At 71.0% G+C, this 25,187-nt stretch carries 24 protein-coding genes; 4 read left to right on the top strand and 20 right to left on the bottom strand.

The genetic code is table 11. The features are described 5' to 3' along the window. From DC008_RS24300 to DC008_RS24270, 6 genes are all read right to left on the bottom strand, one after another. Positions 1–573: a hypothetical protein gene (locus DC008_RS24300; RefSeq protein ID WP_108708765.1), complete on the bottom strand. Its 573-nt coding sequence runs from the start codon at positions 571–573 to the stop codon at positions 1–3. Next, positions 570–5,399: an RICIN domain-containing protein gene (locus DC008_RS24295; protein ID WP_108708764.1), complete on the bottom strand. Its 4,830-nt coding sequence runs from the start codon at positions 5,397–5,399 to the stop codon at positions 570–572. The genes DC008_RS24300 and DC008_RS24295 overlap by 4 nt, the downstream gene beginning before the upstream one ends. A 408-nt stretch (positions 5,400–5,807) precedes the next feature. Beyond that, positions 5,808–7,157 carry a hypothetical protein gene (locus DC008_RS24290; RefSeq protein WP_108708763.1) on the bottom strand — a complete coding sequence of 450 codons (1,350 nt, stop codon included), beginning with the start codon at positions 7,155–7,157 and terminating at the stop codon, positions 5,808–5,810. Further along, positions 7,147–7,719 carry a DUF6114 domain-containing protein gene (locus tag DC008_RS24285; RefSeq protein ID WP_108708762.1) on the bottom strand — a complete coding sequence of 191 codons (573 nt, stop codon included), beginning with the start codon at positions 7,717–7,719 and terminating at the stop codon, positions 7,147–7,149. The genes DC008_RS24290 and DC008_RS24285 overlap by 11 nt, the downstream gene beginning before the upstream one ends. A gap of 136 nt (positions 7,720–7,855) precedes the next feature. After that, positions 7,856–8,494, bottom strand: a complete 639-nt coding sequence (locus tag DC008_RS24280) for a DUF6230 family protein (RefSeq protein WP_108708761.1) — start codon at positions 8,492–8,494, stop codon at positions 7,856–7,858. Between the two features lie 664 nt (positions 8,495–9,158). Further along, positions 9,159–10,133 (bottom strand): tetratricopeptide repeat protein, encoded by a 975-nt coding sequence (locus DC008_RS24270; RefSeq protein WP_108708759.1) that lies wholly within the window; start codon positions 10,131–10,133, stop codon positions 9,159–9,161. Positions 10,134–10,390: 257 nt separating this feature from the next. On the opposite strand from DC008_RS24270, the gene DC008_RS24265 reads away from it, so the two are divergent. Beyond that, positions 10,391–11,020: a TetR/AcrR family transcriptional regulator gene (locus DC008_RS24265; protein ID WP_108708758.1), complete on the top strand. Its 630-nt coding sequence runs from the start codon at positions 10,391–10,393 to the stop codon at positions 11,018–11,020. Between the two features lie 31 nt (positions 11,021–11,051). On the opposite strand, the gene icmA is transcribed toward DC008_RS24265, so the two are convergent. The 5 genes from icmA to DC008_RS24240 form a co-directional block, all read right to left on the bottom strand. Further along, positions 11,052–12,752 carry a coenzyme B12-dependent isobutyryl-CoA mutase large subunit gene (icmA, locus tag DC008_RS24260; RefSeq protein ID WP_108708757.1) on the bottom strand — a complete coding sequence of 567 codons (1,701 nt, stop codon included), beginning with the start codon at positions 12,750–12,752 and terminating at the stop codon, positions 11,052–11,054. 73 nt (positions 12,753–12,825) lie between these two features. Next, positions 12,826–13,158, bottom strand: coding sequence for a DUF3817 domain-containing protein (locus DC008_RS24255; RefSeq protein ID WP_055624985.1), 333 nt, complete (start codon positions 13,156–13,158; stop codon positions 12,826–12,828). 43 nt (positions 13,159–13,201) lie between these two features. Beyond that, positions 13,202–13,711, bottom strand: a complete 510-nt coding sequence (locus DC008_RS24250) for a MarR family winged helix-turn-helix transcriptional regulator (RefSeq protein WP_055624986.1) — start codon at positions 13,709–13,711, stop codon at positions 13,202–13,204. An 82-nt stretch (positions 13,712–13,793) separates the two neighbouring features. Further along, a complete protein-coding gene (locus DC008_RS24245) occupies positions 13,794–14,114 on the bottom strand; it encodes an antibiotic biosynthesis monooxygenase family protein (RefSeq protein ID WP_108708756.1) in 321 nt (106 codons plus the stop codon). Next, positions 14,111–15,379, bottom strand: a complete 1,269-nt coding sequence (locus tag DC008_RS24240) for a cytochrome P450 family protein (protein ID WP_108708755.1) — start codon at positions 15,377–15,379, stop codon at positions 14,111–14,113. The genes DC008_RS24245 and DC008_RS24240 overlap by 4 nt, the downstream gene beginning before the upstream one ends. Positions 15,380–15,526: 147 nt before the next feature. Between DC008_RS24240 and DC008_RS24235 the strand changes: the two genes are divergently transcribed. After that, on the top strand, positions 15,527–17,155 hold the full coding sequence (locus DC008_RS24235) for an FAD-dependent oxidoreductase (RefSeq protein ID WP_108708754.1): 1,629 nt from the start codon (positions 15,527–15,529) through the stop codon (positions 17,153–17,155). Between the two features lie 58 nt (positions 17,156–17,213). Further along, a complete protein-coding gene (locus tag DC008_RS24230; protein ID WP_108708753.1) occupies positions 17,214–18,182 on the top strand; it encodes an amidohydrolase family protein in 969 nt (322 codons plus the stop codon). 69 nt (positions 18,183–18,251) lie between these two features. Here DC008_RS24230 and DC008_RS24225 read toward each other — a convergent pair whose 3' ends face one another. From DC008_RS24225 to DC008_RS24185, 9 genes are all read right to left on the bottom strand, one after another. Further along, positions 18,252–18,575 carry a TcmI family type II polyketide cyclase gene (locus tag DC008_RS24225; RefSeq protein WP_055624991.1) on the bottom strand — a complete coding sequence of 108 codons (324 nt, stop codon included), beginning with the start codon at positions 18,573–18,575 and terminating at the stop codon, positions 18,252–18,254. Next, positions 18,560–19,015 carry an SRPBCC family protein gene (locus DC008_RS24220; protein ID WP_108708752.1) on the bottom strand — a complete coding sequence of 152 codons (456 nt, stop codon included), beginning with the start codon at positions 19,013–19,015 and terminating at the stop codon, positions 18,560–18,562. Before DC008_RS24220 ends, DC008_RS24225 begins: the two co-directional genes overlap by 16 nt. Position 19,016: 1 nt before the next feature. Then, positions 19,017–19,283 carry an acyl carrier protein gene (locus DC008_RS24215; protein WP_055624993.1) on the bottom strand — a complete coding sequence of 89 codons (267 nt, stop codon included), beginning with the start codon at positions 19,281–19,283 and terminating at the stop codon, positions 19,017–19,019. Then, positions 19,280–20,566: a beta-ketoacyl synthase N-terminal-like domain-containing protein gene (locus tag DC008_RS24210; RefSeq protein WP_108708751.1), complete on the bottom strand. Its 1,287-nt coding sequence runs from the start codon at positions 20,564–20,566 to the stop codon at positions 19,280–19,282. The genes DC008_RS24215 and DC008_RS24210 overlap by 4 nt, the downstream gene beginning before the upstream one ends. Beyond that, on the bottom strand, positions 20,563–21,834 hold the full coding sequence (locus DC008_RS24205) for a beta-ketoacyl-[acyl-carrier-protein] synthase family protein (RefSeq protein WP_055624995.1): 1,272 nt from the start codon (positions 21,832–21,834) through the stop codon (positions 20,563–20,565). The genes DC008_RS24210 and DC008_RS24205 overlap by 4 nt, the downstream gene beginning before the upstream one ends. After that, on the bottom strand, positions 21,831–22,295 hold the full coding sequence (locus DC008_RS24200; RefSeq protein WP_108708750.1) for a cupin domain-containing protein: 465 nt from the start codon (positions 22,293–22,295) through the stop codon (positions 21,831–21,833). The genes DC008_RS24205 and DC008_RS24200 overlap by 4 nt, the downstream gene beginning before the upstream one ends. Positions 22,296–22,339: 44 nt before the next feature. After that, positions 22,340–23,449 carry a SchA/CurD-like domain-containing protein gene (locus DC008_RS24195; RefSeq protein ID WP_108708749.1) on the bottom strand — a complete coding sequence of 370 codons (1,110 nt, stop codon included), beginning with the start codon at positions 23,447–23,449 and terminating at the stop codon, positions 22,340–22,342. Positions 23,450–23,692: 243 nt separating this feature from the next. Next, positions 23,693–23,989 (bottom strand): MTH1187 family thiamine-binding protein, encoded by a 297-nt coding sequence (locus tag DC008_RS24190; RefSeq protein ID WP_108708748.1) that lies wholly within the window; start codon positions 23,987–23,989, stop codon positions 23,693–23,695. After that, positions 23,986–24,330: a DUF3817 domain-containing protein gene (locus tag DC008_RS24185; protein ID WP_108708747.1), complete on the bottom strand. Its 345-nt coding sequence runs from the start codon at positions 24,328–24,330 to the stop codon at positions 23,986–23,988. The genes DC008_RS24190 and DC008_RS24185 overlap by 4 nt, the downstream gene beginning before the upstream one ends. Positions 24,331–24,554: 224 nt before the next feature. On the opposite strand from DC008_RS24185, the gene DC008_RS24180 reads away from it, so the two are divergent. After that, positions 24,555–25,187, top strand: coding sequence for an AIM24 family protein (locus DC008_RS24180; protein ID WP_055625000.1), 633 nt, complete (start codon positions 24,555–24,557; stop codon positions 25,185–25,187).

The following is a 25,187-nucleotide window of genomic DNA, read 5'->3' as shown; positions in this document are numbered from 1 at the left end:
TCAGTCCTCGTCCTCGAGAAGCAGACCCATCGCTTCGGGGAACTCCAGAGCCATGTCCCTGCGTTCAGGGTCCTCCTCCGCCTCAGCGATGGCGCGGAAGTGGTCGATCAGGGCGTGCCGGTCCTCCTCGGAGGCCTGGTCCAGTCCCGTCTGCAGACCTGCCGCGGCCCACTCGCCGACCTTCACGGCGTCGTCCGGGTCGATGACGTCGTCGTCCGCCAGCTCTACCGCCAGAAGCAGATCCATGACGGCTTCCGCGAGCACACGGACGACGGCCTCGGGCCGGCCGACCCGAGCGGAGTGCTCGGGAGCGGGGCGCAGCGACTCGGCGAACTCGACGGCCGCCGCCTTCCGCTCCGGCACTCCTTCACGGTCGGCGTTCTCCCGGAAAACCAGCGCCAGCGCCCGCTGTTCCTCACCGGTGGCGTCGGCCAGCCCAGACCGGAGGATGCCCACCGCTCCCGCGGTGAGCCGCCCGGCGTCATCCGGATCGAGTCCGCCGGGGCGCGCGGACCGCAGAGTCACCACGACGTCCATCAGGACATTCGTGAGAAGGCGTTCGAGTTGGGTCACGGTGCCACGATCCTCACTCGGATGTTGGTGATGAGCTGCTTCGCGAGGATCTTCCGCGCCTCGGCAGCCACCTTGGCATTCGGAACCTCCCAGACACCTGTCATCCCGTTCTGTTCCAGGGCCAGGGACTGGTTCTGCGCCTGCCTGTAGGACTTGGGATACCGGGTGACGTTGTACTTGCGGTCGATCATGATCTTGTTGGCGACGTCGATGCCGTCGAACTTGATCTCCGCGAGTCTGACTGCACCGGGCTTGTAGTACTGAAGGGCCGGAGCGAATCCCTGTCGGGCCCCCATCGCTCCCGCATCGTACTTCGCGGCGTCGGAGCTGGCGGACAAGGTTTCCGTGAGCCATCGGATCTCGCCGTCGCAGTTGTGCGCCAGGACCGGCGCGTCTCCTGCCAGCACATAGAACGTGTGCAGGTCGGCGACAGTGATGTCGTACACCGACCGAGGGGCGAGGTCGGGCCGGTCCCGCAGAGCCGTCACCACGCGGACCGTTCCGTCCGGGGTGCGCAGACGGTCGCCGACGCGCAGGTCGGCCACCAGGGTCCACCCACGGCCGGTGACGAAGAAGCGGTGGCCCGTGGTGCTGGAGAGCCGCCCGCCGTCGGCAACCGTGATGTCGACCAGATGGTCGGTGTCGTGGCGCCATGTCCGGGTGACCTGACGCGCCTTCAGAAGGCCGGTCTCCGTGTCGGCGGCCAGAACCGTGTCGTTCTCCCGCACGTCACGGATCGCCTTGCGTGATCCATCCCCCATCAACACCCGGGTCTCGCCGGGGAAACTGTTGATCCGGCACGCTGTCTTGAGCGCGTCGGAGGTGTTGATGATCCGTTCGACATCGGCCAGTGTCGCGGGGTTGATACGCAGGATCTTGAGCGCGTCGAATGCGTCTCTGACCCCGATCCCGGTCCGCATCGCGGCGTCCACGGCGCGGATGCCGTCGGCCACGGCTGTCACGGCCTTGCCGGGCACGAACCAGGTCGCCGCCCACGCGCAGCCCGAGACGGAACCGTGGTAACACGCGGTGAAGTCGTGCGTGAGCGCCTCGATGATCGGCGCCCACAGCTGTTCGACCACGTCCCAGGCGCTGACCAGGATTGCCTTGTTCTCAGTGATCTTCTTGACCTCGGAGTCGAGGAAGATCGAGCTCTCGTCCGGGCAGCCGGACTGCGTGGCGGGGACGTTCGGGTCGGTGCACAGGTAGTAGTCGACGGTGACGTTGACCGTCACCTCGAACTCGTTGCAGTGGGTGGTGGGGTCGGCCCAGGCGATCCCGCACACGCTGAGCGACTTCTGACCGAGCCACTTCGGCTCACCGACCGGATCGATCTTGTCGATGATGTAGAAGACGCTGCCGAGCCCCGTCCCGGCGCCCGACGCCACCTGCTTGTTCGCGTCGGTGCGAGCCGCCTGCTCGGCCGCTTCCTGTGCCTCCTCGGCGTACTTCTCGGCGTCCTTCGCCGCCTCTTCCGCCTCGGTGGCCGCCTTGTCCGCGCGGTCGGCTGCCGCTCGGGCCTCCTTGGCGTCCTCCTCGGCCGCCGAAGCGGCCTTGCGGGCCGCTTCCGCGTCGAGCGCCGCCTCGTCGGCGGAGTCTCGGGCCGCCTTTGCGTGGCTCTCGGCACGGCCCGCCGCCTTGTCGGCTGCCGCCGCGTCCTCCGCCGCCTGGCGGTCGTACTCGACCGTGCGGGCCAGTGACGCGACCGCCTTCGACGCGGCCTTCGCGGCGTCGGCGGCGTATCCCAGGGCCTCCTTCGCGTAACCCCGGGCGTCCGACGCGTGCTTGGCGGCGTTCGCCGCGTGCTGGTAGGCGGCCTTGGCGTCGCCCTTCGCTTGGTCGGCGAGCGCCTGCGAGGAGGCTGCCTCCTCCTGGGCGTTCTTGGCGTGCGTCTCGGCGACGGCCCGCTGCTGCTCCGCGATCGTCTTGGAACCCTGCCCGGCCAGCACCACCAGACCGGCGACCGAGTCGGTGTCGACGTACGGCGAGCCGAGCTGGATGGCGTCGTTCGCCGGCTTGGCCACCTGCGCGGCGGCCTTCCCGGCGTCCACGGCGGCCTGCGCCGTGACGTAGGCGAAGCCCGCCGCCTTCGCGGACGCCGCCAGCGCCTTGCCGGCCTCCTTGTTGGCCTCGTCCGCCTCGGACTTGGCGGTCTTGGCCTTCGCCTCCGCCTCGTCGGCCAGCTTCACCGCCGTCTTGGCCTCGGCCGAGGCGTGCTGCGACGCCTTGATGGCGTCGGCCGTGGCACTCGTCGCGGTCTTCACCGCGGCGTCCGCCTTCAGCTTCGCGGCCTGCGCGGCATCGGCGTTGGCGCGGGAGCGCTTGGCCGCGGACTCCGCACGGGTGGCCGCCGCGTCCGCGTCCGCCGCCGCCTGGGTCGCCGCGTCGGCCGCGGAGCGGGCCTTGGTGGCAGCGGTCTCGGCGTCGTCGGCGTGCTTGTCGGCCTGATTGGCGGCGGCACGGGCCTCGTCGGCCGCGCTTCCGGCCTCCAGCGAGTCGGCGTAGGCGGCCTTCGCGTCGGCCTTCGCCCGGGCGGCGTCCGCCTTTTGCTCGGCGTCCCACGCGTCGTCCCGCATGCTCTTGGCGTGGTCACGGGCCTTGACGGCCACGTTGCGCTTCTCGACCGCCGTGCCTTCGGACGCCTCGGCCTTCTCGCGCGCGTCCTTGGCCTTCGCCGCCTCGCTCTGGGCCGTCTTCTTGTGCTGCTCCGCCTCCGCCTGCTTGGCGGCGGCCTTCTCCTTCTCCGCCTTGGCCGTCTTCTCCTCGGCCTCGGCGGCCAGCCGCTTGGCGTGGGCCGTGGCCGCGGCCGACTTGGCCTCGCCCTCGGCCTTCAGAGCCACCGCGAGCTTGGCCTCCGCGGTCTCCTTGTCCTTCTTGGCGTTGTCGCGGTGCACCTTGGCCGCGTCCGCCGCGGCCTTCGCCTGCAGCTCGGCCTTCTCGGCGGCCTTCTTGCGGAACTCGGCCTTCGCCTGCGCCGCCTGGGCGAGCGCGCGCTGGGCGATGGTGTCGCTGTCGCTGGCGGAGGCGCGGGTCGCCGCCTCGGCGGTCTCACCGGCCTTCACCATCGCTTCCAGCGCGGCCGCCACACCCTTGGTGACCTGGGCCTTCTGCTGGCCCACGAGCAGCCCGCGGCCCCGCGGAGCGCCCTGCTGATCGGCGATGGCGTACGCCGCCTGCTCGGCGGTGTCGGAGGTGGTCGCCGCCTTCTGCGCGGCGGCCAGCTGCGCCTTCAGCGCCGTCAGCTGGTTCGCCGCACTGGTGCGCGCGGCCGCGAGGCCCGCCTTCGCCTTGTCGAACTGGGCCTTCGGCGGAACGGTCCCCTTCTGGCCGGACGGCTTGATGGTGACCTTCTGCGCGGTGGCACCGGAGCACGTCCACAGCCGGGAGTCCTGGCCGTTGTCGTACGTCTTCAGGTCCAGGCACTTGCCCGTGCCCACGTTCTTCAGCGGCGTGGCCGCGCGGACGTTGTACTCCCAGGTCTGCGCCGGGGTGCTCTTGCACGTCGCGAGCTGGATCTTCGTACCGTCGGCCGCGTTGTTCCCCGCGACCTCGACGCACTTGAGCGCCTTGACGTTGCGCAGGTGCAGGCCCTTGTCGTCGCCCTCGACGGTCCACTGCTGGGCGGCGGAGCCGTTGCAGGTGTAGATCTGCACGGCGGTGCCGTCGGTCGTGCCCCCGCCCGCGGCGTCCAGGCACAGGCCCTTCTTGCCGGTCACCTCGATGGTGGTGGGCGCGTTCCCGATGGCGCCGACGCCACCGGCGGACCAGTAGTCCTGCCAGCGGGTGAGGTGGTCGGCGGTCCAGGACTGCCCGATCAGGTCGCCGAGCGCCTTGGCGCCGACGGTGAGCGCCTTCGTGGCGTCCTTGTTGGCGGTCAGGATCTGGTTGCGCTGGGTGGCCTGGGCCGCGATCTCCTGCTGCCACTCGGCCGCCGCGGTGGCGGTGGCGTCGCTGAGGGCGTCGCGCGGGTCGAGCGGGTCGCGCCAGGCGCACGTGGAGAAGCGGGACTTGAGGTCCTCGACCGCGACGCGGTACTCGGGCGAGCCCGGTTCCGGGGCGGTACGGGGGAAGCCCCCGGAGGTCAGGAAGATCCGGGCGTCATCGGCTCCGGTCGGCTGGCCCGAGGTGTCCGTGAGCCACTGGAAGGCGTCGCGCTCGGCGAGGGCCCGGTTCCACTCGTCGCTCGGCAGGCTCGGGTCGGGGTCCTTGCCGTAGAGCGGGGTGCCCAGGTCGGTGACGGCCTTGCGCGTGGCGGCGTCGGCGGCGGGGGTGGAGTCCTTGTAGAAGGTCTCCTCGTCCTGCCAGAAGCGGTCGGCGGTCCACCGGTCGAGGCCGGTCTGGGTGTAGAAGCCGGGCTTGCCGTTGCCGCCGTCCGGCGGCCAGTGGAAGCCGGTGTCGGTGAAGCCGGCCGGGTTGGTCAGGCCCTCGAGCGGCTTCTTCCAGGCGTCGCGCTGGGCGCCGAGGTCCTGCAGCGCCTTGTCGGCGGTGGCCCGGTCGCTCTTGAACGCCGTGGCCAGCGGCGTGTTCTCCCAGTACTTCCGGTCGGCGAGGGTGTGGAGCTCCTCGGCCGGCCGGTTGAGGGCGTCCTGGGCCGTGCCGGCCATCGCGGGGCCGCCCAGGCGCAGGACGTCGGCCATCAGGCACTGGTCCTGGCGCAGTTGCTCGGCGGCCGTGTCGTCGAACCACGGGCTCGAACCGGCCACGGGGGCGGCGTCGTCGAGCGAGTTCGTGGGGCGCGTGAGCAGGTCGGGGCTCACAGCGAGGCCGGTGAGGAGGGCGGCGGCCAGCGGCAGCGGAAGCAGCCGCGTGAAGCGGCTCCGTCTCATGCGCGGCGCCGGCCCGGAGGACCCGGGGGGTCTGGAACGCAAGGGGGCATCCCTTCCTGGGTGCGGAGGGCAACCAGGGGCGGGCGTTCACAGATGGGGCGCGAGAAGGCGATGAGAGGTCATGCGGGCACGACAGACGTGCGCTTCCCCCTGTGTTCCCCCGTCGACGACGCAGTTCCCCCGGTCGCAGTCGGTCGTACACGGCCCGAATGTGGTCATGTTCGGAACACGTGCAGCTCAACTGTACCCAAAGTCAGTCGATTTGAGGGAGGGACAGGGGAGGCAGAGTGAAGGAAGAGTGACGCGAAGCCGGAACACGTCTGTGGCCCGGCCCTCGGATGAGGACCGGGCCACAGCCGCTGTGCGGCTCCCGAACGGGCTCGTGTCGGCGTCGCGGTGACGCCCGGCTCAGTCGGTCGTGAAGTTGTGCAGCCCCGGCACATGCAGGGTGCCGCCGAACTGGGCGGCCTGCGTGACCTTGACCTTGGTGAAGTAGATCAGGGGGATGTTCAGCGGCGGCGGGTTGTCCGGGTCGAAGGTGACCGGGATCAGCCCGAGCAGGTTGCCGGAGATGCTCTCCGTGTACATCACCGTCTTGCCACCGCGGATGGTCGACGTCGAGCCCTTGGCCGCCTGCACGTGGTAGGTCTTGCCGGACTGCTTGTCGTTCACCGTCTGGTGCAGGTCACCGATGTCGGTGCCGTCGGAGATGACGTACTTCAGCACCTTCTTCTTCTTGCCGCTGGCCGTCTTCACCTCGACGATGCCCTGGTAGTCGGCACCCTTGAGCAGCAGCGAGCTGGCGTTGAGGTACCACGGGTCGTCGGGCAGCGGCACGGTGTTGTCGACGCCGCCCTCGTCGTCGGTGGCGACCGGACAGTCATCCGGGTCGACGCCGGCGCTCTCGGACGGGCTCGGCGTGGCGGTGACCTCGTCGGCCGCCTCCTTCACCGCGTCGGAGGTGTCCTTCGCCGCGTCGGACGCCTTGTCACCGGCGTCCTCGACGGCCTTCCCCGCCGTGTCGGTGACCTTGTCGGTGGTCTCCTTCACCGGGTCGGACGCCGCGGAGGACTCCTTGGCGGAGGGCTCCTCGCCGGACGACGCCTCCTCGGTGGCGCTCGCCGAGGGCGACGGCGTGGGGCTCGCGCTCTCGTCGCCCTTCGCACCGCCCGTGAAGATGCCCTCGATGGCGTCGCCGATGTTCTCCAGCAGGTTGCCGCCGCTCTGGGAGGGCGACGGGGACGGCGTGGCCGTCTCGGCGGACGGGGCCTCCCCGGTCTTGCTCTCCGACGGCTTCGGCGCGGGCTCGGCGTCGTCGGAACCTGAATCCGACGAGGACGAACCGCCCGCGGACTGCGAGGAGTCCGAGGAGCCGGAGTCCGAGGAGCTGTCGGAGCCGGAGTCCGAGGGGTCCGGCTTCGCCGTCTCCTCCTCGTCGGCCGACGCGCTGGCGCTCGGGGACGGGGACGCCGAGGCGTCGGCATCGTCCTCCAGCGCGGCCACACAGTCCTTGTACTCGTCGGCCGTCAGGCTGTTGGCCATGGGCTTGGTGGCGTTGTCGCTGTCGGCCTGCGCGAGCGTGGGCGTGAAGCCCATGCCCATCAGGACCGCAGTCGGCATCGCCGCCAGGGCTATCGCCTTGCCCGCGGGCATCTGGAATCTGGTGAACAGCGGCTTCTTGGGCGCCGCGTGTCGCGGCCCGGTTCTCACACGGGACGTGTCCACCTCAGTCCCGTGGGTCACCTCGTCAGCCGGCACTGTGCCTCCCGTTCGCCCCGTTCGCCGGGCTCGTTCCTGACAGATCGTTCGACTCGCCCACCACGGGCTTCAGGGCGGTGGTGTCGGAGTCCGCGGCACCTTCCGGTGCGGACCCCTCACTCGTCGTGCCGGCCTGCGCGGGCTGCGCGTCCTCGTCCTTCCCGGGCGCCCAGGACACGGCCATCGCTCCGCCGATCAGGGCGAGGAGGAAGCCGATGAGGAAGCCACCGAGGTTGGACACGGGAATGGAGACCAGGCCCAGCAGGATCGCCGCGATGCCCGCGAAGACACGCACGTGCTTCTGGAACCAGAGGCTGATGCCCAGGACGACAAGCAGCACACCGATGATCAGCGATCCGGCGCCCGCCGTCGTGGCCATCGCCAGCGTCAGGTGCCCGATCTGCAGGTTGGCGTACGGGAAGTACGCGATCGGGAGGCCGCCGAGCATGATGAACAGACCTGCCCAGAACGGCCTGGTGCCCCGCCAGGCGCGGAACTTCCGCCTGGCGACCCGGAGGTAGTGCTCATCGGTGCCGGGAACGGCAGGAGTCTCGGCGCTCATGGAAAACAGCTCCCTGGTGCGGCGTTGCTGTGGTGGTGAAGCGAGGGTGAGTCGTTGGCCCGCCCGCCTGCGCGGCAGACGGGTGGAGAGTGCACGGGCGGGGGTGCCACCGGCTCCCCCGCCCGTCAGAGAGTGCTCAGTAGCACTCCGCGCCGTCCGTCGACAGCGACATCTTCAGGCCGCTGAGCTTGAAGGTTCCGGCGGTGGTCGCCCACGCCGTCTGCTTCACGTCCGTGAGGACGGCCTTCTCGGCCTGCTGGGCGAACCCGTACGGGTTGGCCTGCTCGCCGCCGCCCTTCATGCCCGGACCCTTGTTGGCGTCCTTGGCAGCCACACCGATGTCGATGTTCGTGAACTCGGCGTCGGCCTTCAGGTCGGCGACGTCGATGTAGAGGTTCTTCGCCTCGACCGGCTTCTTCGGGTCGGTGCCGGCCCGCAGGACCAGGCTCACGTCACCGACGAACGGCAGGTCCGGGGTGACGACCGACTGGCACAGGTTGTTGATCGTGGCGTTCGTGAACGCCGAGACGGCGACGGGGTGAACCGTCTTCTTGCCGGAGAGCGTGTAACCCTCGTCAAGAGCGCCGTACTGCGAGAAACCAGTACCGGTGAGCTTGTCCGTCGTCACCTTGAACGACTGACCCGAAACGCTGAACGACGCTGCCAGAGCGCCCTGCGCGAGGGCGACACCTATCGCTGCCGTGGCGGCGACGCTGGGCACCATGACCACAGCGAACCGCTTCCATCTGGTCCCGCCACGCACCTGGGACTCCATATTTCCTCCTTCTCGGACGTACATCTCCGGCCCTGGCTGCCACTGTCGGCTCGACGGCTCAGCCGGGCAGGGATGGGAGAAGTGCTACGTCCTCGGGAAGGAGAGCGCCCGCGCTCGGTGGCGCGAGAACCGCGCCCGAATCACCGGCGATCACCCCCGAGCGACAACCACTGGTCGCGCCTGACACGCATCACGCACAACCTTGCTGGACAGGCTTCACCGAACGGGTGAAGACCCCCCTGCCCAAGAGCCGGCGCCACTGCCGCCGGCTCTGCTCGGTGGGGACCCAGGAACTCCCGCGACCCGACCGGCTGTCGGGGGTAGGGAACAGGACCGAGCGTGGCCGATCGTGGTGCATTCTCGCCGCCCGCACAAGGGGCCTCGTTACTGGGTAGTAACGGCGGGATAACCGAACAACGACCCGCCGGTCTCGGTCGACGACACAGGGTGGCCCCGGACGACCGGACAAATCCAAGAATGGACAGACGAAAGCCGACAGAACGACGCCTGCGACTTACCCGCAGTAACGGCGGCCGCGATTACCAAGATTTGGCAAAGCGCGGCCGCCTGGATGCTCTGTCGGCCAATCCCTTCACTTCCGCAACACGGCGCAGAGCGATCGACGACCGGTCGGAACCGGCCCCTCGCCCCGGTCGCGGAGCGCCTAGAACAGCGCCCGCGCCAGCGCCCTGCGCGCCGCCGCCACCCGAGGATCGTCGGCGCCGACGACCTCGAACAGCTCCAGCAGCCGCAGCCGTACGGCGTCCCGGTCGTCGCCCGCCGTGCGCCCGACCGTCTCGATGAGCCGGCCGAAGGCGTCCTCGACGTGACCGCCGACCAGGTCGAGGTCGGCGGCGGCGATCTGCGCCTGCACATCGCCGGGCCGGTCGGCGGCGTCCTTGCGCACCTGCTGCGGGTCGAGGCCCTGCACCCGCTGGAGCAGTTCGGCCTGCGCGAGGCCCAGCTTGGCCTCGCTGTTCGCCGGGTCGTCGGCCAGGACGTTCTTGTAGGCCTGGACGGCACCGGCCAGATCGCCCGCGTCCAGGGCCTGTACGGCGGCCTCGAGCTGGGCGTCGTACGGACCGGCGGGCACCTCGGGGGCGGCCTGGACGCCGCCCGGCTCGGCGTCGGGGTCGACGGCGAGGCCGGTGAGCCCGAAGCGCTGCTCGGCCACCGCGACGAGCTGGTCCAGCGTCTGGCGGATCTGTGCCTCGCCGGCCGCGCCCTGGAAGAGCGGCAGCGCCTGGCCGGCGACGACCGCGAAGACGGCCGGGATGCCCTGCACCCCGAACTGCTGCATCAGCATCTGGTTGGCGTCGACGTCGATCTTGGCGAGGAGGAGGCGGCCGTTGTACTCGACGGTGAGCCGCTCCAGGAGCGGGCTCAGCTGCTTGCACGGCTCGCACCACTCGGCCCAGAAGTCGATGACGACCGGTACCTCGGCGGAGCGCTGGAGGACGTCGCGCTCGAAGCCCGCCTCGTCCACGTCGATGACGAGGTCGGCGGGTGACACGGCTCCCGGCCCGCCCTGCCGGGCGGCCTCGGCTCGCGCCTGCTCCGCCTTCGCCTTGGCCTCCTGGGCCGCCTTCACCGCGGCGAGGTCGACGACCCCGCTCATGGACATGTTCCGTGGCTGCATGCGTCTATCCTCCCCCGTTCGGCGCGCCCTGTGAAAAGCGGTGTGAAAACCGGCCCGGGCCGGTGTGGTTCGACGCGGGTCCCCACCCGCGTCAGCGTGGTCAGGCGTGGTGCGTGGTCAAGCCTGGTGCGTGGTTCAAGCGTGGTCATCGCTTTCGCTACGAGTCGTAGCGTAATGGCATCGGGGACCCTCTGGACACCCCCCGGCCGTGATCTCCCTCACCGGCCGCACGACATCCGCACGGATAGGGTCGAACCATGGAGAGCCAGCCCGTTCCCGCCCGCCCGGGACGCCCGCGCAGCGCCGCCGCGGACGCGGCGATCCTGGCGGCCACCCGGGAGGCGCTGGTCGAGCTCGGCTGGTCGAAGCTCACCCTCGGCGATGTGGCGACCCGGGCCGGGGTGGCGAAGACGACCCTGTACCGCCGCTGGTCCGGCAAGCACGAACTGGTCGTGGACGCGGTCGCCGAGCTCTTCGACGCGCTGCGCCTGCCCGACCGGGGCAGTCTGGCCGCCGACATCGAGGGCGTGGTGCTGCAGTTCGCGGCGATCCTGGCCCGGCCGGAGGCGAAGAGCGGGCTGATGGCGGTGGTGGCCGAGTCGACCCGGGACGAGGCGCTGCGCGACCGTATCCGCACCTCGATCGTGGACCGGCAGAAGCGGTTGGTGCTCGAGGGCCGGGCGCGCGCCCAGGGCCGCGGGGAGCTGCCGCCGTCATCGGACCCGGCGGAGTCGGACCGGACGGCCGACCTCATCTTCGACATGGTGGCGGGGGCCGTCGTGCACCGGACGCTGGTGAGCGGGCATCCGGCGGACGAGGAGTGGGTGCGTGGCTTCACCCGGGTGCTGCTGCTGGGGCTGGCGGGGGCGGCCGCGGCCGGCGACTGAGCGCCGGCTGGAGCCGCCCTCCACTCCGGCCTCAGAAGCCCGCCGGCTCCGTGTACACGCCCCACTCGTCGCGCAGGACGTCGCAGATCTCGCCCAGGGTGGCCTCGGCGCGCACGGCGTCCAGCATCGGCTCGATCATGTTGGCGCCGCTGCGGGCGGCGTCCAGCATCGCGTCCAGCGCGGTGCGTACGGCGGCGTCGTCGCGGGCGGCCTTGCGGGCGGCCAGCACCCTCACCTGCTCGCGCTCCACCTCGTGGCTGACCCGCAGGATCTCCAGGTCGCCGGTGACCGAGCCGGTGTGGACGTTGACGCCGACGACCTTCTTGTCGCCCTTCTCCAGGGAGCGCTGGTACTGGAAGGCGGACTCGGCGATCTCGCCGGTGAACCAGCCGTCCTCGATCCCGCGCAGGATGCCGGAGGTGATCGGCCCGATGGGGTGCCTGCCGTCGGGGTGGGCGCGCAGGCCGCGCTCCTTGATCTGGTCGAAGATCTTCTCGGCGTCGGCCTCGATCCGGTCGGTGAGCTGCTCGATGTACCAGGAGCCGCCCAGCGGGTCGGCGACGTTGGCGACGCCGGTCTCCTCCATGAGGACCTGCTGGGTGCGCAGCGCGATCTCGGCGGCCTGCTCGCTGGGCAGCGCGAGGGTCTCGTCGAGGGCGTTGGTGTGCAGCGAGTTGGTCCCGCCGAGCACGGCGGCGAGCGCCTCGACGGCGGTGCGGACGACGTTGTTGTACGGCTGCTGCGCGGTCAGCGAGACACCCGCGGTCTGGGTGTGGAACCGCAGCCACTGCGCCTTCTCGCTCTGCGCGCCGTACACGTCCCGCATCCAGCGCGCCCAGATGCGGCGGGCCGCGCGGAACTTGGCGATCTCCTCGAAGAAGTCGACATGGGCGTCGAAGAAGAAGGACAGGCCCGGCGCGAAGACGTCGACGTCGAGGCCGCGGCTGAGGCCCAGCTCGACGTAGCCGAAGCCGTCCGCGAGGGTGTACGCCAGCTCCTGCGCGGCCGTGGCCCCGGCCTCGCGGATGTGGTACCCGGAGACGGACAGCGGCTTGTAGGCGGGGATGCCGGCGGCGCAGTGCTCCATCAGGTCGCCGATGAGGCGCAGGTGCGGCTCGGGCTGGAAGAGCCACTCCTTCTGCGCGATGTACTCCTTGAAGATGTCGGTCTGCAGGGTGCCGTTGAGCACGCCCGGGTCGACGCCCTGGCGCTCGGCGGCCACGAGGTACATGCAGAAGACGGGCACGGCGGGCCCGCTGATGGTCATGGACGTGGTGACGTCGCCCAGCGGGATGTCCTTGAACAGGACCTCCATGTCGGCGGCGGAGTCGATGGCGACGCCGCAGTGCCCGACCTCGCCGAGCGAGCGCGGGTCGTCGGAGTCGCGGCCCATGAGGGTCGGCATGTCGAAGGCGACGGAGAGACCGCCTCCGCCGTTGCCGAGGATCATCTTGTAGCGCTCGTTGGTCTGCTCGGCGTTGCCGAACCCGGCGAACTGCCGGATGGTCCACGTCCGCCCTCGGTAGCCGGTCGGGTAGAGCCCGCGGGTGAAGGGGTACTCCCCGGGCCAGCCGATCCGCTCGAAGCCCTCGTACCTGTCTCCCGGCCGGGGCCCGTACACCGGCTCCACGGGGTCCCCGGAGAGCGTGGTGAAGTCTGCGTCGCGCTTGCGCGCGGCGTCGTACCGGGCCTGCCAGCGACGGCGGCCCTCCTCGATGGCGTCAGCGTCCATACCCATGAATTTACTTGGACGTCCTAGTAAATGTCGATGGGAGAACCGCCGCACCCGGGGCGCGGCGGTCGTGTCAGGCCTTGGCGACGGCCGGCTCCACACCGCTGACCAGCGGTTCCACATCCCGTGTGACCTTGCGCTCCACAAAGAAGGCGGCCAGCGGAATGGTGCCGGAGAGAAGCACCCAGAGCAGCTTCCCGAACGGCCACTTCGCCTTGGACCCGAGGTCGAACGCGAAGATCAGGTAGACGATGTAGAGGAAGCCGTGCACCTGGGAGACGGCGAAGGTGACGTCCTCGCCCATGTCGAAGCCGTACTTGAACACCATGCAGGTGCACAGCACGAGCAGCATGACGGCGGTGACGTAGGCCATCACCCGGTAGCGGGTCAGGACGCTCTTCTTCATGCGGAAGAGCGTAACCACCTGTTCCGGGAGATCTTGGCCGGGGTCAGCTCTCCTCGAAGTCGTGTGCCGCGACCCGCAGCGGGCGCAGCATCGCGAAGATCTCCGCGCACTCCTCCGCGTCGTAGACCCCGAGTCCGAAGTCCATGGCCATCAGGTCGCGGGTGGCCGCGTCGACGACCTCGCGGCCCTTGTCGGTGATGGAGGCGAGGGTGCCGCGCCCGTCGTTGGGGTTGGGGCGCTTGGCCACCAGGCCGGAGCGCACCAGCCGGTCGACGGTGTTCGTCACCGACGTGGGGTGCACCATCAGCCGCTCGCCGATCTTGGACATCGGCAGTTCGCCGGCCTTGGAGAAGTTCAGCAGCACCAGCGCCTCGTACCGGGCGAACGTCAGCCCGTACGGCTTGACCACCGAGTCGACCTCGGCGAGGAGGATCTGCTGGGCGCGCATGATCGAGGTGATGGCGGCCATGGACGGCACGCTGCCCCAGCGCTGCTTCCAGAGTTCGTCGGCGCGGGCGATGGGGTCGAAGGGAAGACTGAGCGGCTTCGGCACGTCCCCGACCTTACCGGCCGGTCACATGCTGGTCAGCCCCGTCTCGCCCTTCGGTCCCGCTCCCGGCGCCCGCGCCGGCCGCTCAGGCGGTGGTGCTCTCCCTGACCTGGAAGACCGCCGTCCAGCGGTCGTCGTGCAGACAGGCGTTCATCGGCTCGACCAGGGTCCGGTGCGCGGAGCCGGACCGCCAGGCCCGTACCGCCTCGAAGCTCTCCCACTCACTGGTGAGCAGCCACTGGGCGGGGTCGTCCAGCGAACGGCACAGTTGCTCGCCGAGATGCCCGGGGACGCCGGCCGAACCCCGGCGGACCTCGCGGTAGGACGCCACGAAGTCCGCCTCCATCCCCTCGCGCACGCGCAGCAGCCGCACCACGCGTACGCGCTCCGGGGCTCCGCCCGTCATGACGGGTCGAGGACGACGGGGAGTTCGGCGAGGCCCCGGAAGGCGGGGAACGGCACGGTCATCCAGCGCGCGTCCTCGGGCTTCTGCGCCAGGGCCACCTTGGGGTGCCGCGCGAAGAGCGTACCCAGGGCGATCTGCATCTCCAGCCGGGCGAGCGGGGCGCCGACGCAGTAGTGCGGGCCGTAGCCGAACGCGAGGTGCGAGGCCTGGACGTTCGGGCGGCGTACGTCCATCTCGTCGGGGGCGGTGAACAACTCCGGGTCGCGGTTGGCGCCGGTGATGGAGATCTGGACCAGGGCGCCCTTGGGGATCAGCGTGTCCCGGACGACCACGTCCTCCTTGGCGTAGCGGAACGTGGAGTTCTCCACGGAGGTCTCGAACCGGAAGACCTCCTCGATGGCCTGGGCCAGCGTGCTCGCGTCCTTCAGCGCCAACTCCTTCTGGTCGGGCCGGCTGAGCAGGTGGTAGACCGCGTTCCCGATCTGGTACGCCGTCGACTTGTGCCCGGCGAAGAGCAGCACCCAGGCGGTGGAGACGAGTTCGCCGTCGGTGAGGGAGCCCTCCTGGTCCTGGGCGGTGACGAGGGCGCTGAGCAGACCGCCGTCGGGCTCCCGGCGCTTACGGGCGCACAGGTCGACGAGATAGTCGCGGAGATTTCCCTCGGCGATCTCCAGTTTCGCGCGCGCCTCCGGACCGAATCCCGTCTGGGCGACCGTCGCGGACCATTCCTGCGCCTGCTTCCGCTCGTTCTCCGGAACGCCGAGGAGTTCACAGATCACCTGCAGCGGAAGGGGGAAGCAGAATTCCGGGAGGAGATTCACCGGCTCGGTCGTCGGGCACGCGTCGAGCAGTTCGTCGGTGATCTGCTGGACCCGCGCCCGCAGCGATTCCACGCGCTTCGGGGTGAAGGTGTTGCCGACGATGCGCCGCAGCCGGGTGTGCTTCGGCGGGTCGGAGAAGAGCATGTTGTCGTCGAGGGCGATCGACGAGTCGCCGAAGATGCGGTGGTAGGCGTCGATGGCGCCGTACATGTCCTTGCTGAACCGGGGGTCGGCGAGGGCGGCGCGGGCGTCGTCATAACGCGTGATGAGGTACGTCTCCACGCCGTGCGGCGGGGACAGCGGGCAGACCGGCGCCGCCTCCCTGAGGGCGGCGTACACGGGGTGCGGGTTTGCGCGGAACTCCCGGCTGCACGACGACGCCGCGGCGGCCGCCTCCTGTGCCGACAGTGCCTCGGATTCCTCGGATGCGAACGCTTGCGTCATGACTGGTCCCCGGGGTTGGCGTGAATGTCCGTGGTTTCGAAGCCACAGTTCCCCGGGGCGTTCAGGGCCGCAAACGGTGCTGCGCCATACGGGTTCGCTCGGTGAAGCACGTGTGGCTCGGAGCCCGTCACGGTAGACATCGACGACGTGAGCGGACACGAAGCGGAATCTGTACCAGTTCTCGTCGTCGGCGGCTCCCTGGTGGGTCTTTCCACGTCGGTCTTCCTGGGACGCCTCGGAATTCAGCACCTGCTCGTGGAACGGCACGAGGGGACGTCCACGCACCCGCGCGGCCGGGGCAACAACGTGCGCACCATGGAGATCTACCGGACCGCCGGGGTGGAACCGCGGATCCGTGAGGCGGCGCGCGTGCTCTCCGGGAACGACGGGATCCTCCAGGTGGACTCCCTCACCGGGTCCAGACGCCGCTGGATCATCGGGGACATCTCCGGCGGCATGGACATCACCCGGGTGAGCTCGTCGGACTGGTGCCTGTGCAGCCAGAACGACCTGGAGCCGGTCCTGCTGGAGTACGCGCGGGAGTTGGGCGCGGACATCCGGTTCGGCTCCGAGGTGGTCTCCTTCGAGCAGGACGGCGAGGGGGTGCGGGCCGAGATCCTGGACCGGGCGTCCGGTGCGACCCGTGTCGTGCGCGCCGAGTACCTGGTGGCGGCCGACGGCCCGCGCAGCCCGGCGCGCACCCGGCTGGGGATCGGGCAGTCCGGTCCGGGCGAGCTGTTCCACAACGTGAGCGTCACCTTCCGCAGCCGGAACCTGAAGGACCACATCGGCAAGAAACGTTTCGTCGTGTGCTACGTCACCGACCCCGAGGGCGAGGGCGCCCTGCTCCCGGTCGACAACGAGGAACGCTGGGTCATCCATGTGCCCTGGTATCCGGCGCGGGGCGAGACCCTCGACGACTTCACCGACGAGCGGCTCACCGCGCACATCCGTGCCGCGGCCGGCGTCGACGACATCGACGTCGAGGTCACCGGCCGGGCGCCCTGGCACGCCTCGAAGCGGGTCGCGGACGCGTACGGCGAGGGCCGTGTCCTGCTCGCCGGAGACTCCGTCCACGAGATGCCGCCGACCGGCGCGTTCGGCTCCAACACCGGTATCCAGGACGCGCACAACCTCGCCTGGAAGCTGGCGGCCGTGCTGCGCGGCTGGGCGGGCCCGGCGCTGCTGGACACGTACGAGGCGGAACGGCGCCCGGTCGCGCTGGCCACCGGCACCCGCGCCTGCGTCCAGGCCGCCGACGAGCAGCACCCCGGCTTCAGCCCGACGGGACGCAACGACGATCCGGCGGACCTGATGACCGTCGCCCTCTGCTACCGCTACGCCTCCCGGGCCGTCGTGGACGCCCCCGCGCAGCGCCCGGTCGTCCCCGACTCCTTCGAGCTCGGCGGTGAACCGGGCACCCGCGCGCCCCACATGTGGGTGACCCGGGACGGCTCCCGGATCTCCACGCTGGACCTGTACGAGCAGTCCTTCGTGCTGCTCGCCGGGTCGGGCGGGCAGAAGTGGCGGACCGCGGTCCAGAAGGCGTCGGCGAACCTGGGCATGCCCGTCGAGGCGTATCTCGTGGGCACCGGGCCCGACCACGACCTGGCCCCGGAGGCGGACGCCGACTGGGCCGAGCTGCACGGCACCGCCGAGGACGGCGCGGTGCTGGTGCGCCCCGACGGCTTCGTCGCCTGGCGGGCCGACGCGGCGATGCCGGACGCCGACCGTGTGCTGACGAACGTGCTGCAGAGCGTGCTCTGCCGCGACTGACCCACGCGGTCACCCCTCATCACTGTCACCCCTCATCGAGCACCGAGGACGGTGTGCCATGCCCCCTCTCGCCGGACGTATCGACGTCCACCATCACTTCACCGCCCCGGCCTGGCTGGACTGGGCGGAACGACGCGGCGTCGTCGACCGGGAGCGGCTGCCCTGGTGGACCCGCTGGGACCGGGACGCAGCCCTGGAGATCATGGACAAGACGGGCATCGGCACCGCGGTGATGACCGTGGCCATGCTCGGCCGGTTCCAGGAGCGCGCCGAGCGCCAGGAGAGCGCCCGGGTCGCTCTGCGCGCCGCGGCCGACGTCGTCGAGGCGGACCCGGAGCGCTTCGCCTTCTTCACCCCGGTCTTCCTGGACGACCTGGAGCTGTCGTCCTGGAGCGTGCGACACGGCCTCGACGAGCTCGGGGCGGTCGGGGTGAGCACCCGGACCAGCATGAACGGCGTCTTCCTCGGCGACCCGGCGCACGACCGGCTGCTGCGGGAGCTCGACGAGCGGTCCGCGGTCGTCAGCACGCACCCCATGGAGGTGCCGGCCGGCGGGAAAGACGGCGGCGGGCTGCCCGGCATGCCGCCCTTCGTGTGCGACTTCCTGATGGACACGACCCGCGCGGCCGTGAACCTCATCCGCAACGGCACCCTGGACCGCTACCCGAACCTGAGCTTCATCCTGCCGCACGGCGGTGGCTTCCTCCCCTACATGGCGACCCGGCTGGAGCTGTTCGGCGGGGCCGTGGAGCCGGCCGTCGAGCCCGAGCGGGTCCGCGACTATCTGCACCGGTTCTACTTCGACACCGCCGGGCCGATGTCGCCGTCGGCGACGCCGACGCTGATGGCGACGGTGGATCCGGACCGGATCCTGTTCGGCACGGACTGGCCGCCCACGCCCGCCCATGTCATCGCCGACCGTGTGACGCCCGCCCTGGACAGCGACCCGTTCCTGTCCGAGGAGCAGCTCCAGCGGATCAACCGGGACAACGCGCTGCGTCTGATGCCGGCGCTCGACCGGTCGTAGCCGGGACTTGGCGGACGAAAGGCCGCCGCCCGCACCGGACGGGTGCGGGCGGCGGCCCATGTGCTGCGCTCAGTCCTTGCGCCACTGGTAGAAGCAGCGGGCCATCGCGTCCTTCGGACTCCGCCAGGTCTGCGGGTCGTAGGGGCTGACGAACGCCTCCAGGCGGCGGCTGATGCCGACGAACTCGGGGTGCCCGGCCACCTTGGCGATGGCGGGGCCCGGGTCCTGCTCGGCCTCGATGAAGTGCATGTAGACGTCGCCGAACTGGAACAGCGAGCGCTGGGTGACGCCCACGAGGTGGGGCAGTTCGCCGCGGTCGGAGTCGGCGAAGACGCCGGCGATGTCCTTGGCCGCGCCGGGCTCCATCCTGGCGACGATCAGTGCGTGGTGCATGCCGCCTCCACACGGTCGCGGATGAGGGCCATCTGGATGGGCGAGTTGCGGTTGATGTTGTCCGTCATCCACGCGTCGTCGACCGGGGCGTCGGGCTTCATCTCGAAGTCCTGCGTCCAGTGCATCCGGGTGCCGTCCGGGGTCTCCTCGTACTCCCACACGATGTTCATGTAGGCGAAGGGGCCCGTCTCGATGCGGCGGGCGCGGACGACGAGCTTCTCGCGGTCTGCGACGCGCTCGGAGACCCAGCTCCAGACCTTGCCGTTCTCGTCGGGGTGCATGGTGAGGCGGAACGTCACCGTGTCGCCGTCGCGGGAGAGCACCTCGCAGGAGGCGTACTCGCTGAACAGCTCGGGCCAGCGCTCCAGGTCGTTCGTCATGTCCCAGACGAGGTCGACGGGCGCGGCGATGGTGATCTCGTTCTCGGTGTGTCCGGCCATGTCAGGCTCCCGTCGCGAGCGAGCCGTTGACCAGGTCGAGGAAGGCGCGCGGGCTCTTGCAGCGCTCCGCGTCGGTGGGCAGCGCCCGGCCGTGGCGGTTCTCCAGCTCGCCCACGATGCCGAGCAGGCCGAGGGAGTCCAGCCCGAACTCGGCGAACGGGGTGTCGGCCCGGCCCTCCAGGTCGTGCGGGTCGACGGTCACACCGGCGGCCTGCTTCATCAGGGTCGCCAGTTCCGTGAAGGTCACCTGGGTCACTTGTGTCGTCATACGCGTTCTCCTTGTCGTCTGTCCGGCGTCGTCCATCCGGCGGTCGTGTCGCCCCGGCGCAGGACGAGCGCCGCGTTGGAGCCCATGAGTCCCCGGCTGAGGACGAGGGCGGTGCGCAGGTCGGCCGGGCGGGCCGAGGACGTCACCAGGTCGATGTCGTGGCAGACGTCGAAGACGCCCGGGGTCGGCGGGATCAGCCCGTGCTCCATGGCCTGCACCGCGGCCACGACGTCGAGCAGGGGCGCGCCGCAGTAGGAGCGCCCGATACCGGCCTTGGGGGCGGTCACCGGCACACGGGTGCCGTGCGCGCCGAGGGCGTCGGCGAGGGCGAGCGCCTCGGCGCGGTCGGCCTCGGGGACGCCCAGCGCGTCGGCGAAGACCACGTCGATCTCCTCCGGTGCGCAGCCGGCCTCGTCGAGGGCGCCCCGGACGGCCTGCGCGAGCCCTTCGCGGGAGCGGTCCCAGCGGGAGGCGCCGGTGAAGGTGGCGGAGTGCCCGGCGACGGTGGCCCGTACGTCCGTGCCCCGGCGCCGCGCGCGGTCCAGGTCCTCGACGACCAGGACGGCACCGCCCTCGGCGGGGACGAATCCGCAGGCCGCGGAGGTGAAGGGGCGGTAGGCGCGGGTGGGGTCGGCCTCGGTGCTGAGCTCGGGGTAGCCGAGCTGGCAGACGGCCGAGTAGGGGGCGAGGGGTGCCTCGGCCGCCCCGACCACGATGACGTCGGTGCCGCGATGGACGGCCCGGGCGGCGTGCGCGACGGCGTCGAGGCCGCCCGCCTCGTCGCTGGCCACGACCGAGCAGGGGCCCTTGAAGCCCTTGCGGATGGAGATCTGGCCGGTGCTGGCGGCGTAGAACCAGGCGATGGACTGGTAGGGCCCGACGAACCGGGAGCCCTTGCCCCACAGTTTCTGCAGTTCGCGCTGGCCGAACTCGCCGCCGCCGGACCCGGCGGCGGTGACGACGCCCACGGAGTAGGGGGCGTCCGTCCAGGCGGCGGCGCTGAGCCCGGCGTCCTGGAGGGCGGCGTCGGCGGCCGCGAGCGCGAAGTGGGTGAACTTGTCGGTCTGGACGAGGAAGGTCTCCTCGATCAGCGCGGTGGCGTCGAAGCCTCGGACCTCGCCCGCGACCCGCAGCGGCAGATGCTCGCAGCCCTCGCGGGTGACCCGGTCGAGGACGCTGGTGCCGTCCTTGACGTTCTTCCAGTAGGTGTCCGCGTGCAGTCCGTTGGGCGCGACCACGCCGATGCCCGTGACGGCCGTCCGCCGGGTGCGTCGACCACTCATCGTCGTCTCCTCCCCTGGGGGCCCGTCAGGAGCACCGCGGACTGGAACCCGCCGAAGCCGCTGCCCACGGACAGGACGTTGTCCAGCCGGCGGGGGCGTGCGGTGCGCGGGACGTAGTCCAGGTCGCACTCGGGGTCCGGGGTCTCGTAGTTGGCCGTCGGCGGCACCACCTGGCGGGCCAGCGCGAGGACGCAGGCGACGACCTCGATCGCGCCGATCGCGCCGAGCGAGTGGCCCACCATGGACTTGATGGAGCTCATGGGGGTGTCGTAGGCGTGGGAGCCCAGCGACTTCTTGACGGCGGCGGTCTCGTGCCGGTCGTTCTGGCGGGTGCCCGAGCCGTGCGCGTTGACGTAGTCGATCTCCGTGGGGTTCACCCGCGCGTGGTCGAGCGTCTCGTCGATGGCGCGGGCCATCTCCAGGCCCTCACTGGTCAGACCGGTCATGTGGTAGGCGTTGCCGAAGGTGGCGTAGCCGCCGATCTCGCAGTAGACGTGCGCGCCGCGGGCCCGGGCGTGCTCCAGTTCCTCCAGGACGAGTACGGCGGCGCCCTCGCCCATGACGAAGCCGTCGCGGTGGGCGTCGAAGGGCCGTGAGGCGTGGGCCGGGTCGTCGTTGTTCGGCGACGTGGCCTTGATGGCGTCGAAGCACGCCATGGTGATCGGGGAGATCGGGGAGTCCGAGGCCCCGGCGAGGCAGATGTCGGCGCGGCCCTCCTCGATGGTGTGGAAGGCGTAGCCGACGGCGTCGAGGCCGGAGGTGCAGCCGGTGGACACGGTCTGCACCGGCCCCTGGGCGCCGAAGCGTTCGGCGACGTCGGCGGCGAGCGTGCTGGGCGAGAACGCCCGGTGCAGCTGGGGCTCGGCGGCCCGGTGGTCGACGTCCCAGCGCTCGCCGTGCGCGCTGACCAGGACGTAGTCGTGCTCCAGGCGGGTGGTGCCGCCGACCGCGCTGCCGAGGGAGACGGCCACGCGCCAGGGGTTCTCGGCGGCGAAGTCGACCCCGCTGTCGGTCACCGCCTCCTGGGCGGCGACCAGGGCGAACTGGATGTAGCGGTCGGCGCGTTCGCCGACGGCGGGGTCGAGCCCGTGCGCGACGGGGTCGAAGTCGCACTCGGCGGCTATCCGGGAGCGCAGTCCCTCGGGGTCGAACAGGGTGATGCCGCGGGTCGCCGTACGGCCGCTGGACAGCAGGTCCCAGAAGGCGGGGACCCCTATGCCGCCGGGGGCGACCACGCCTATGCCGGTCACCGCCACGCGCCGGGTCATGACAACACCCCGGGCCGGGCGGGACTCGCTCCCTCTTCCTGGACCAGCGGGTACGGCTTGACGTCGTCGCTGATCTCCGGGGCCTCGGTGTCGACGTGGCCGAGGCTCGGCTTGGGGGCCAGCGGGCCGAGGTGGAAGACCATCCGGGCCTCCTCGTCACCGACGTTGCGGAAGCGGTGCCGCATGTCGATGGGGATCATGAGGCCCTGGTCGGCCCGGAGCGGAAACGTTTCTCCGTCCAGGTCCACCTCCAGCCGGCCCTCCACGACGTACACGAACTCCTCCGAGTACGGGTGGTAGTGCTCGCTGATGCGTTCGCCCGGCCGCATGATGGCCAGGCCCATGAAGCCGCTCGTGGCGCCCACCGTGACGGGGGTGAGCAGGGTGCGCAGATCGCCGCCGCGCTTGCGGTTGGGCTCGATCTCGTTGAGGTCCACGACGCGCGGGCGCATCTTGTCCATGGGTTGTCTCCAGGTCGTTCGGTGAGGTGTCGGTCCCCGGGCCGTCAGGACTGCGCGGCCCTGCGGTCGGTGATCAGCGCCATGCCGGCGTGGGCGAGGAGGCGGTTGGCCTCGCGCTCGCCCGGAAGCGGTCCCGGCACGCCGAGCGCCTCGCCGTCGAGCAGGCGGGCGAGGACGGCGGCCTTCCGGGGGCCCTGGATGCCGAGCGTCCTGACCGGGTCGGTCTCGGGGTCGCCCCGGACGTCGACCAGGCGGACGACGATGTCCTCGCGCTGGAAGACGGTGCTGCGGTGGACGGGTGACGCCGGGTCGGCGGCGGCCGCCTCGTCCTGCCGGCCCAGCAGTTCGGCGAGCGCCATCCCGCTACCCGGCCGGGCCGGGTAGTAGAGGGCGTGCCGGGTGATGCCGTCCGGTTCCGGGCCGCCGCGCGCCACGTGGTGGACGGGCGGCATCGCGGCACGGATGAAGAAGGTGCGGGCCGAGTCGGGGTCGGTGAGGTCCCGGTCCTGCTCCAGATGCGGGTTGAGGGCCTCTTCCACGGCCCGGATCTCGGGCTGGCGGGAGACATGGCGCAGCGCCTTGGTCAGGTCGCCCTCGACCTCGACGGTGCGCACGACGCGGTTGCCGTGCATGAAGAGGGTGGTCCGGCGCAGCCGCGTGGTGTCGTCGACGCGGGCCTCCGGCGGGGTGTAACCGGCGAGGATCTCCGCGACCTTGGACTCGGAACCGGGCTTGACGGTGAAGGTGAGGGCGTGTCGGATCACGCCGTCGCCGGTCCGCGGGGCGGACTGCAGCCCACCGGTGGGGCGCTGGTGTCCGCCGGTCTCGCGGACGACGCCGAAGCGCGTCGAGCGGAGCTCACGGACGCAGTTCTGCAGCGGCCGGACCGTCTCGATGTGGTCCTCGCTGTTGACCCAGGCGAGGTAGGGCGGGGCGGACTCCCACTCACTGGTGATGATCCACTGGGCGGGGTTTTCCACGGACTGGCAGAGCTGGTCACCGAGGTGACCGGGTATCGACGCGACGCGGTCGCGCATCTGCTCGTAGGCGGCCAGGAACTCGTGCTGCGCGTCTTCTTTGAGGTCGACGAACAGGAGGACGCGCATCCTGGAGCCGTCGAACGCCGACTGCGACGTGTAGGGCGAAGTGGTCATCCGGCGGACCCTTCCTTCGCGGGAGCAAGCGGCGGCCGTACCCTCGTCCACCAGCGCGAACGCGGGTGCCGGCCCTGAGCCTTCATCGTGGGTCAGGGCCCCAGGGACCGCGAGCCGCGCGGGCCATCCGAGGGATCTCCGCACGGCCGGAACGCCGCGAGGCGCCCCCGCGGCCGGGGGCGCCTCGAAGTCCCCCCCGCGACGAGGGGGGTTGGAGCGGGCCGGTGCGCGCCGGCCGCCGGTTCACCCGGCCAGGTACCGCTCGACGGTCTCCACCTTGGAGGTGAGGCCGTCGCTCACGCCGGGCCGGATGTCCGCCTTCAGCACCAGCGAGACCCGGGGCGCCCGCGCCTCGACGGCCGCGACGGCGCGCTTGACGACGTCCATGACCTCGTCCCAGCTCTCGCCCTCGATCGAGGTGAACATCGCGTCGGTGCGGTGGGGCAGCCCGGACTCGCGGACCACCCGGACGGCGTCGGCGACGTACTCCCCCACGTCCTCGCCGACACCGAGCGGGGTGACGGAGAACGCCACGATCATGCGTTCACGACCCCTTCCTGACGGGCGCGGGAGGCGATCACCGCGTCCTCGGCCTCGCGCTTGAGGCGGCGGTCGGCGAAGAAGCCGCCGGTCGGCAGGACCGACAGGACCAGGTAGAGGGCGGCGGTGCCCAGCGGCCACTTGGCGCGGTTCCAGGCGTCCGCCCAGAAGATCAGGTACAGCACGACCAGCATGCCGTGGACCGCGCCCATCACGGGAACCGCGTTGAAGTCCGTGGTCCGCTTCAGCACCGAGCAGACGAGCAGGAGCAGGAACGACACCGCCTCGGGGGTCGAGACGAGGCGGAGACGGCGCAGAGCGCCGGCGGTCTTGATGTCCACGGGTCACCTTCGGGGTGGAGTCGGCGGGAGGGGCGGCGAGCGGCCCGCATCGCTTGTGAACGCAAGCACAATCGCCCCGGCCATTGTGGCAAACCCGCCGGCCGCCCGGGGCGCGGGGGTGGAAGGCGCCCGCGCGCCTCCCCTCCCAGGGTCGTGTCAGGGGTGAAGTCCGTCGCAGGTATCTGTCCGCCAGAGGCGCCTGCGGTTACCTTCGCTGCGTGGCGATGTTCCGACTCCAGGGCAGCAAGGTGCTCGCCGTCGACATGACCGGGGACGCCGTGAGGGCGAAGAACGGCTCGATGGTCGCGTACGACGGGCAGATGGCCTTCAAGAAGATGAGCGGCGGCGGCGAGGGCATCCGGGGCATGGTGACCCGGCGCCTGACCGGTGAGCAGATGACGATGATGGAGGTGAAGGGGCACGGGACCTGCTGGTTCGCGGACCGGGCCTCGGAGATCAACCTGGTCGGCCTCCAGGGCGACAAGCTGTACGTCGAGTCGAGCAATCTGCTCGCGACGGACGGCGGGCTGCGCACCGGCACGACCTTCACGGGGATGCGCGGCGCCTCCCAGGGCAACGGGCTGTTCACGACCACGGTCGAGGGGCACGGGCAGGCGGCGATCATGTCGGACGGCCCGGCCGTGGTGCTGCGGGTCAGCGCGCAGTACCCGCTGACGGTGGACCCGGGGGCGTATGTGGCGCACCAGGGGAACCTGCGGCAGTCCTTCCAGTCCGGTGTGACGTTCCGCACGCTGCTGGGCGAGGGCGGCGGGGAGGCCTTCCAGATCCGCTTCGAGGGGGACGGGCTGGTGTACGTGCAGCCGAGCGAGCGCAACACGATCGCGGGGGACGTCTGA

This window comes from Streptomyces nigra, assembly GCF_003074055.1.
In the GTDB taxonomy this organism is placed as follows: domain Bacteria; phylum Actinomycetota; class Actinomycetes; order Streptomycetales; family Streptomycetaceae; genus Streptomyces; species Streptomyces nigra.
Note: the sequence above shows the minus strand (reverse complement) of the source record. Positions and strands in the feature narration are given on the sequence as shown.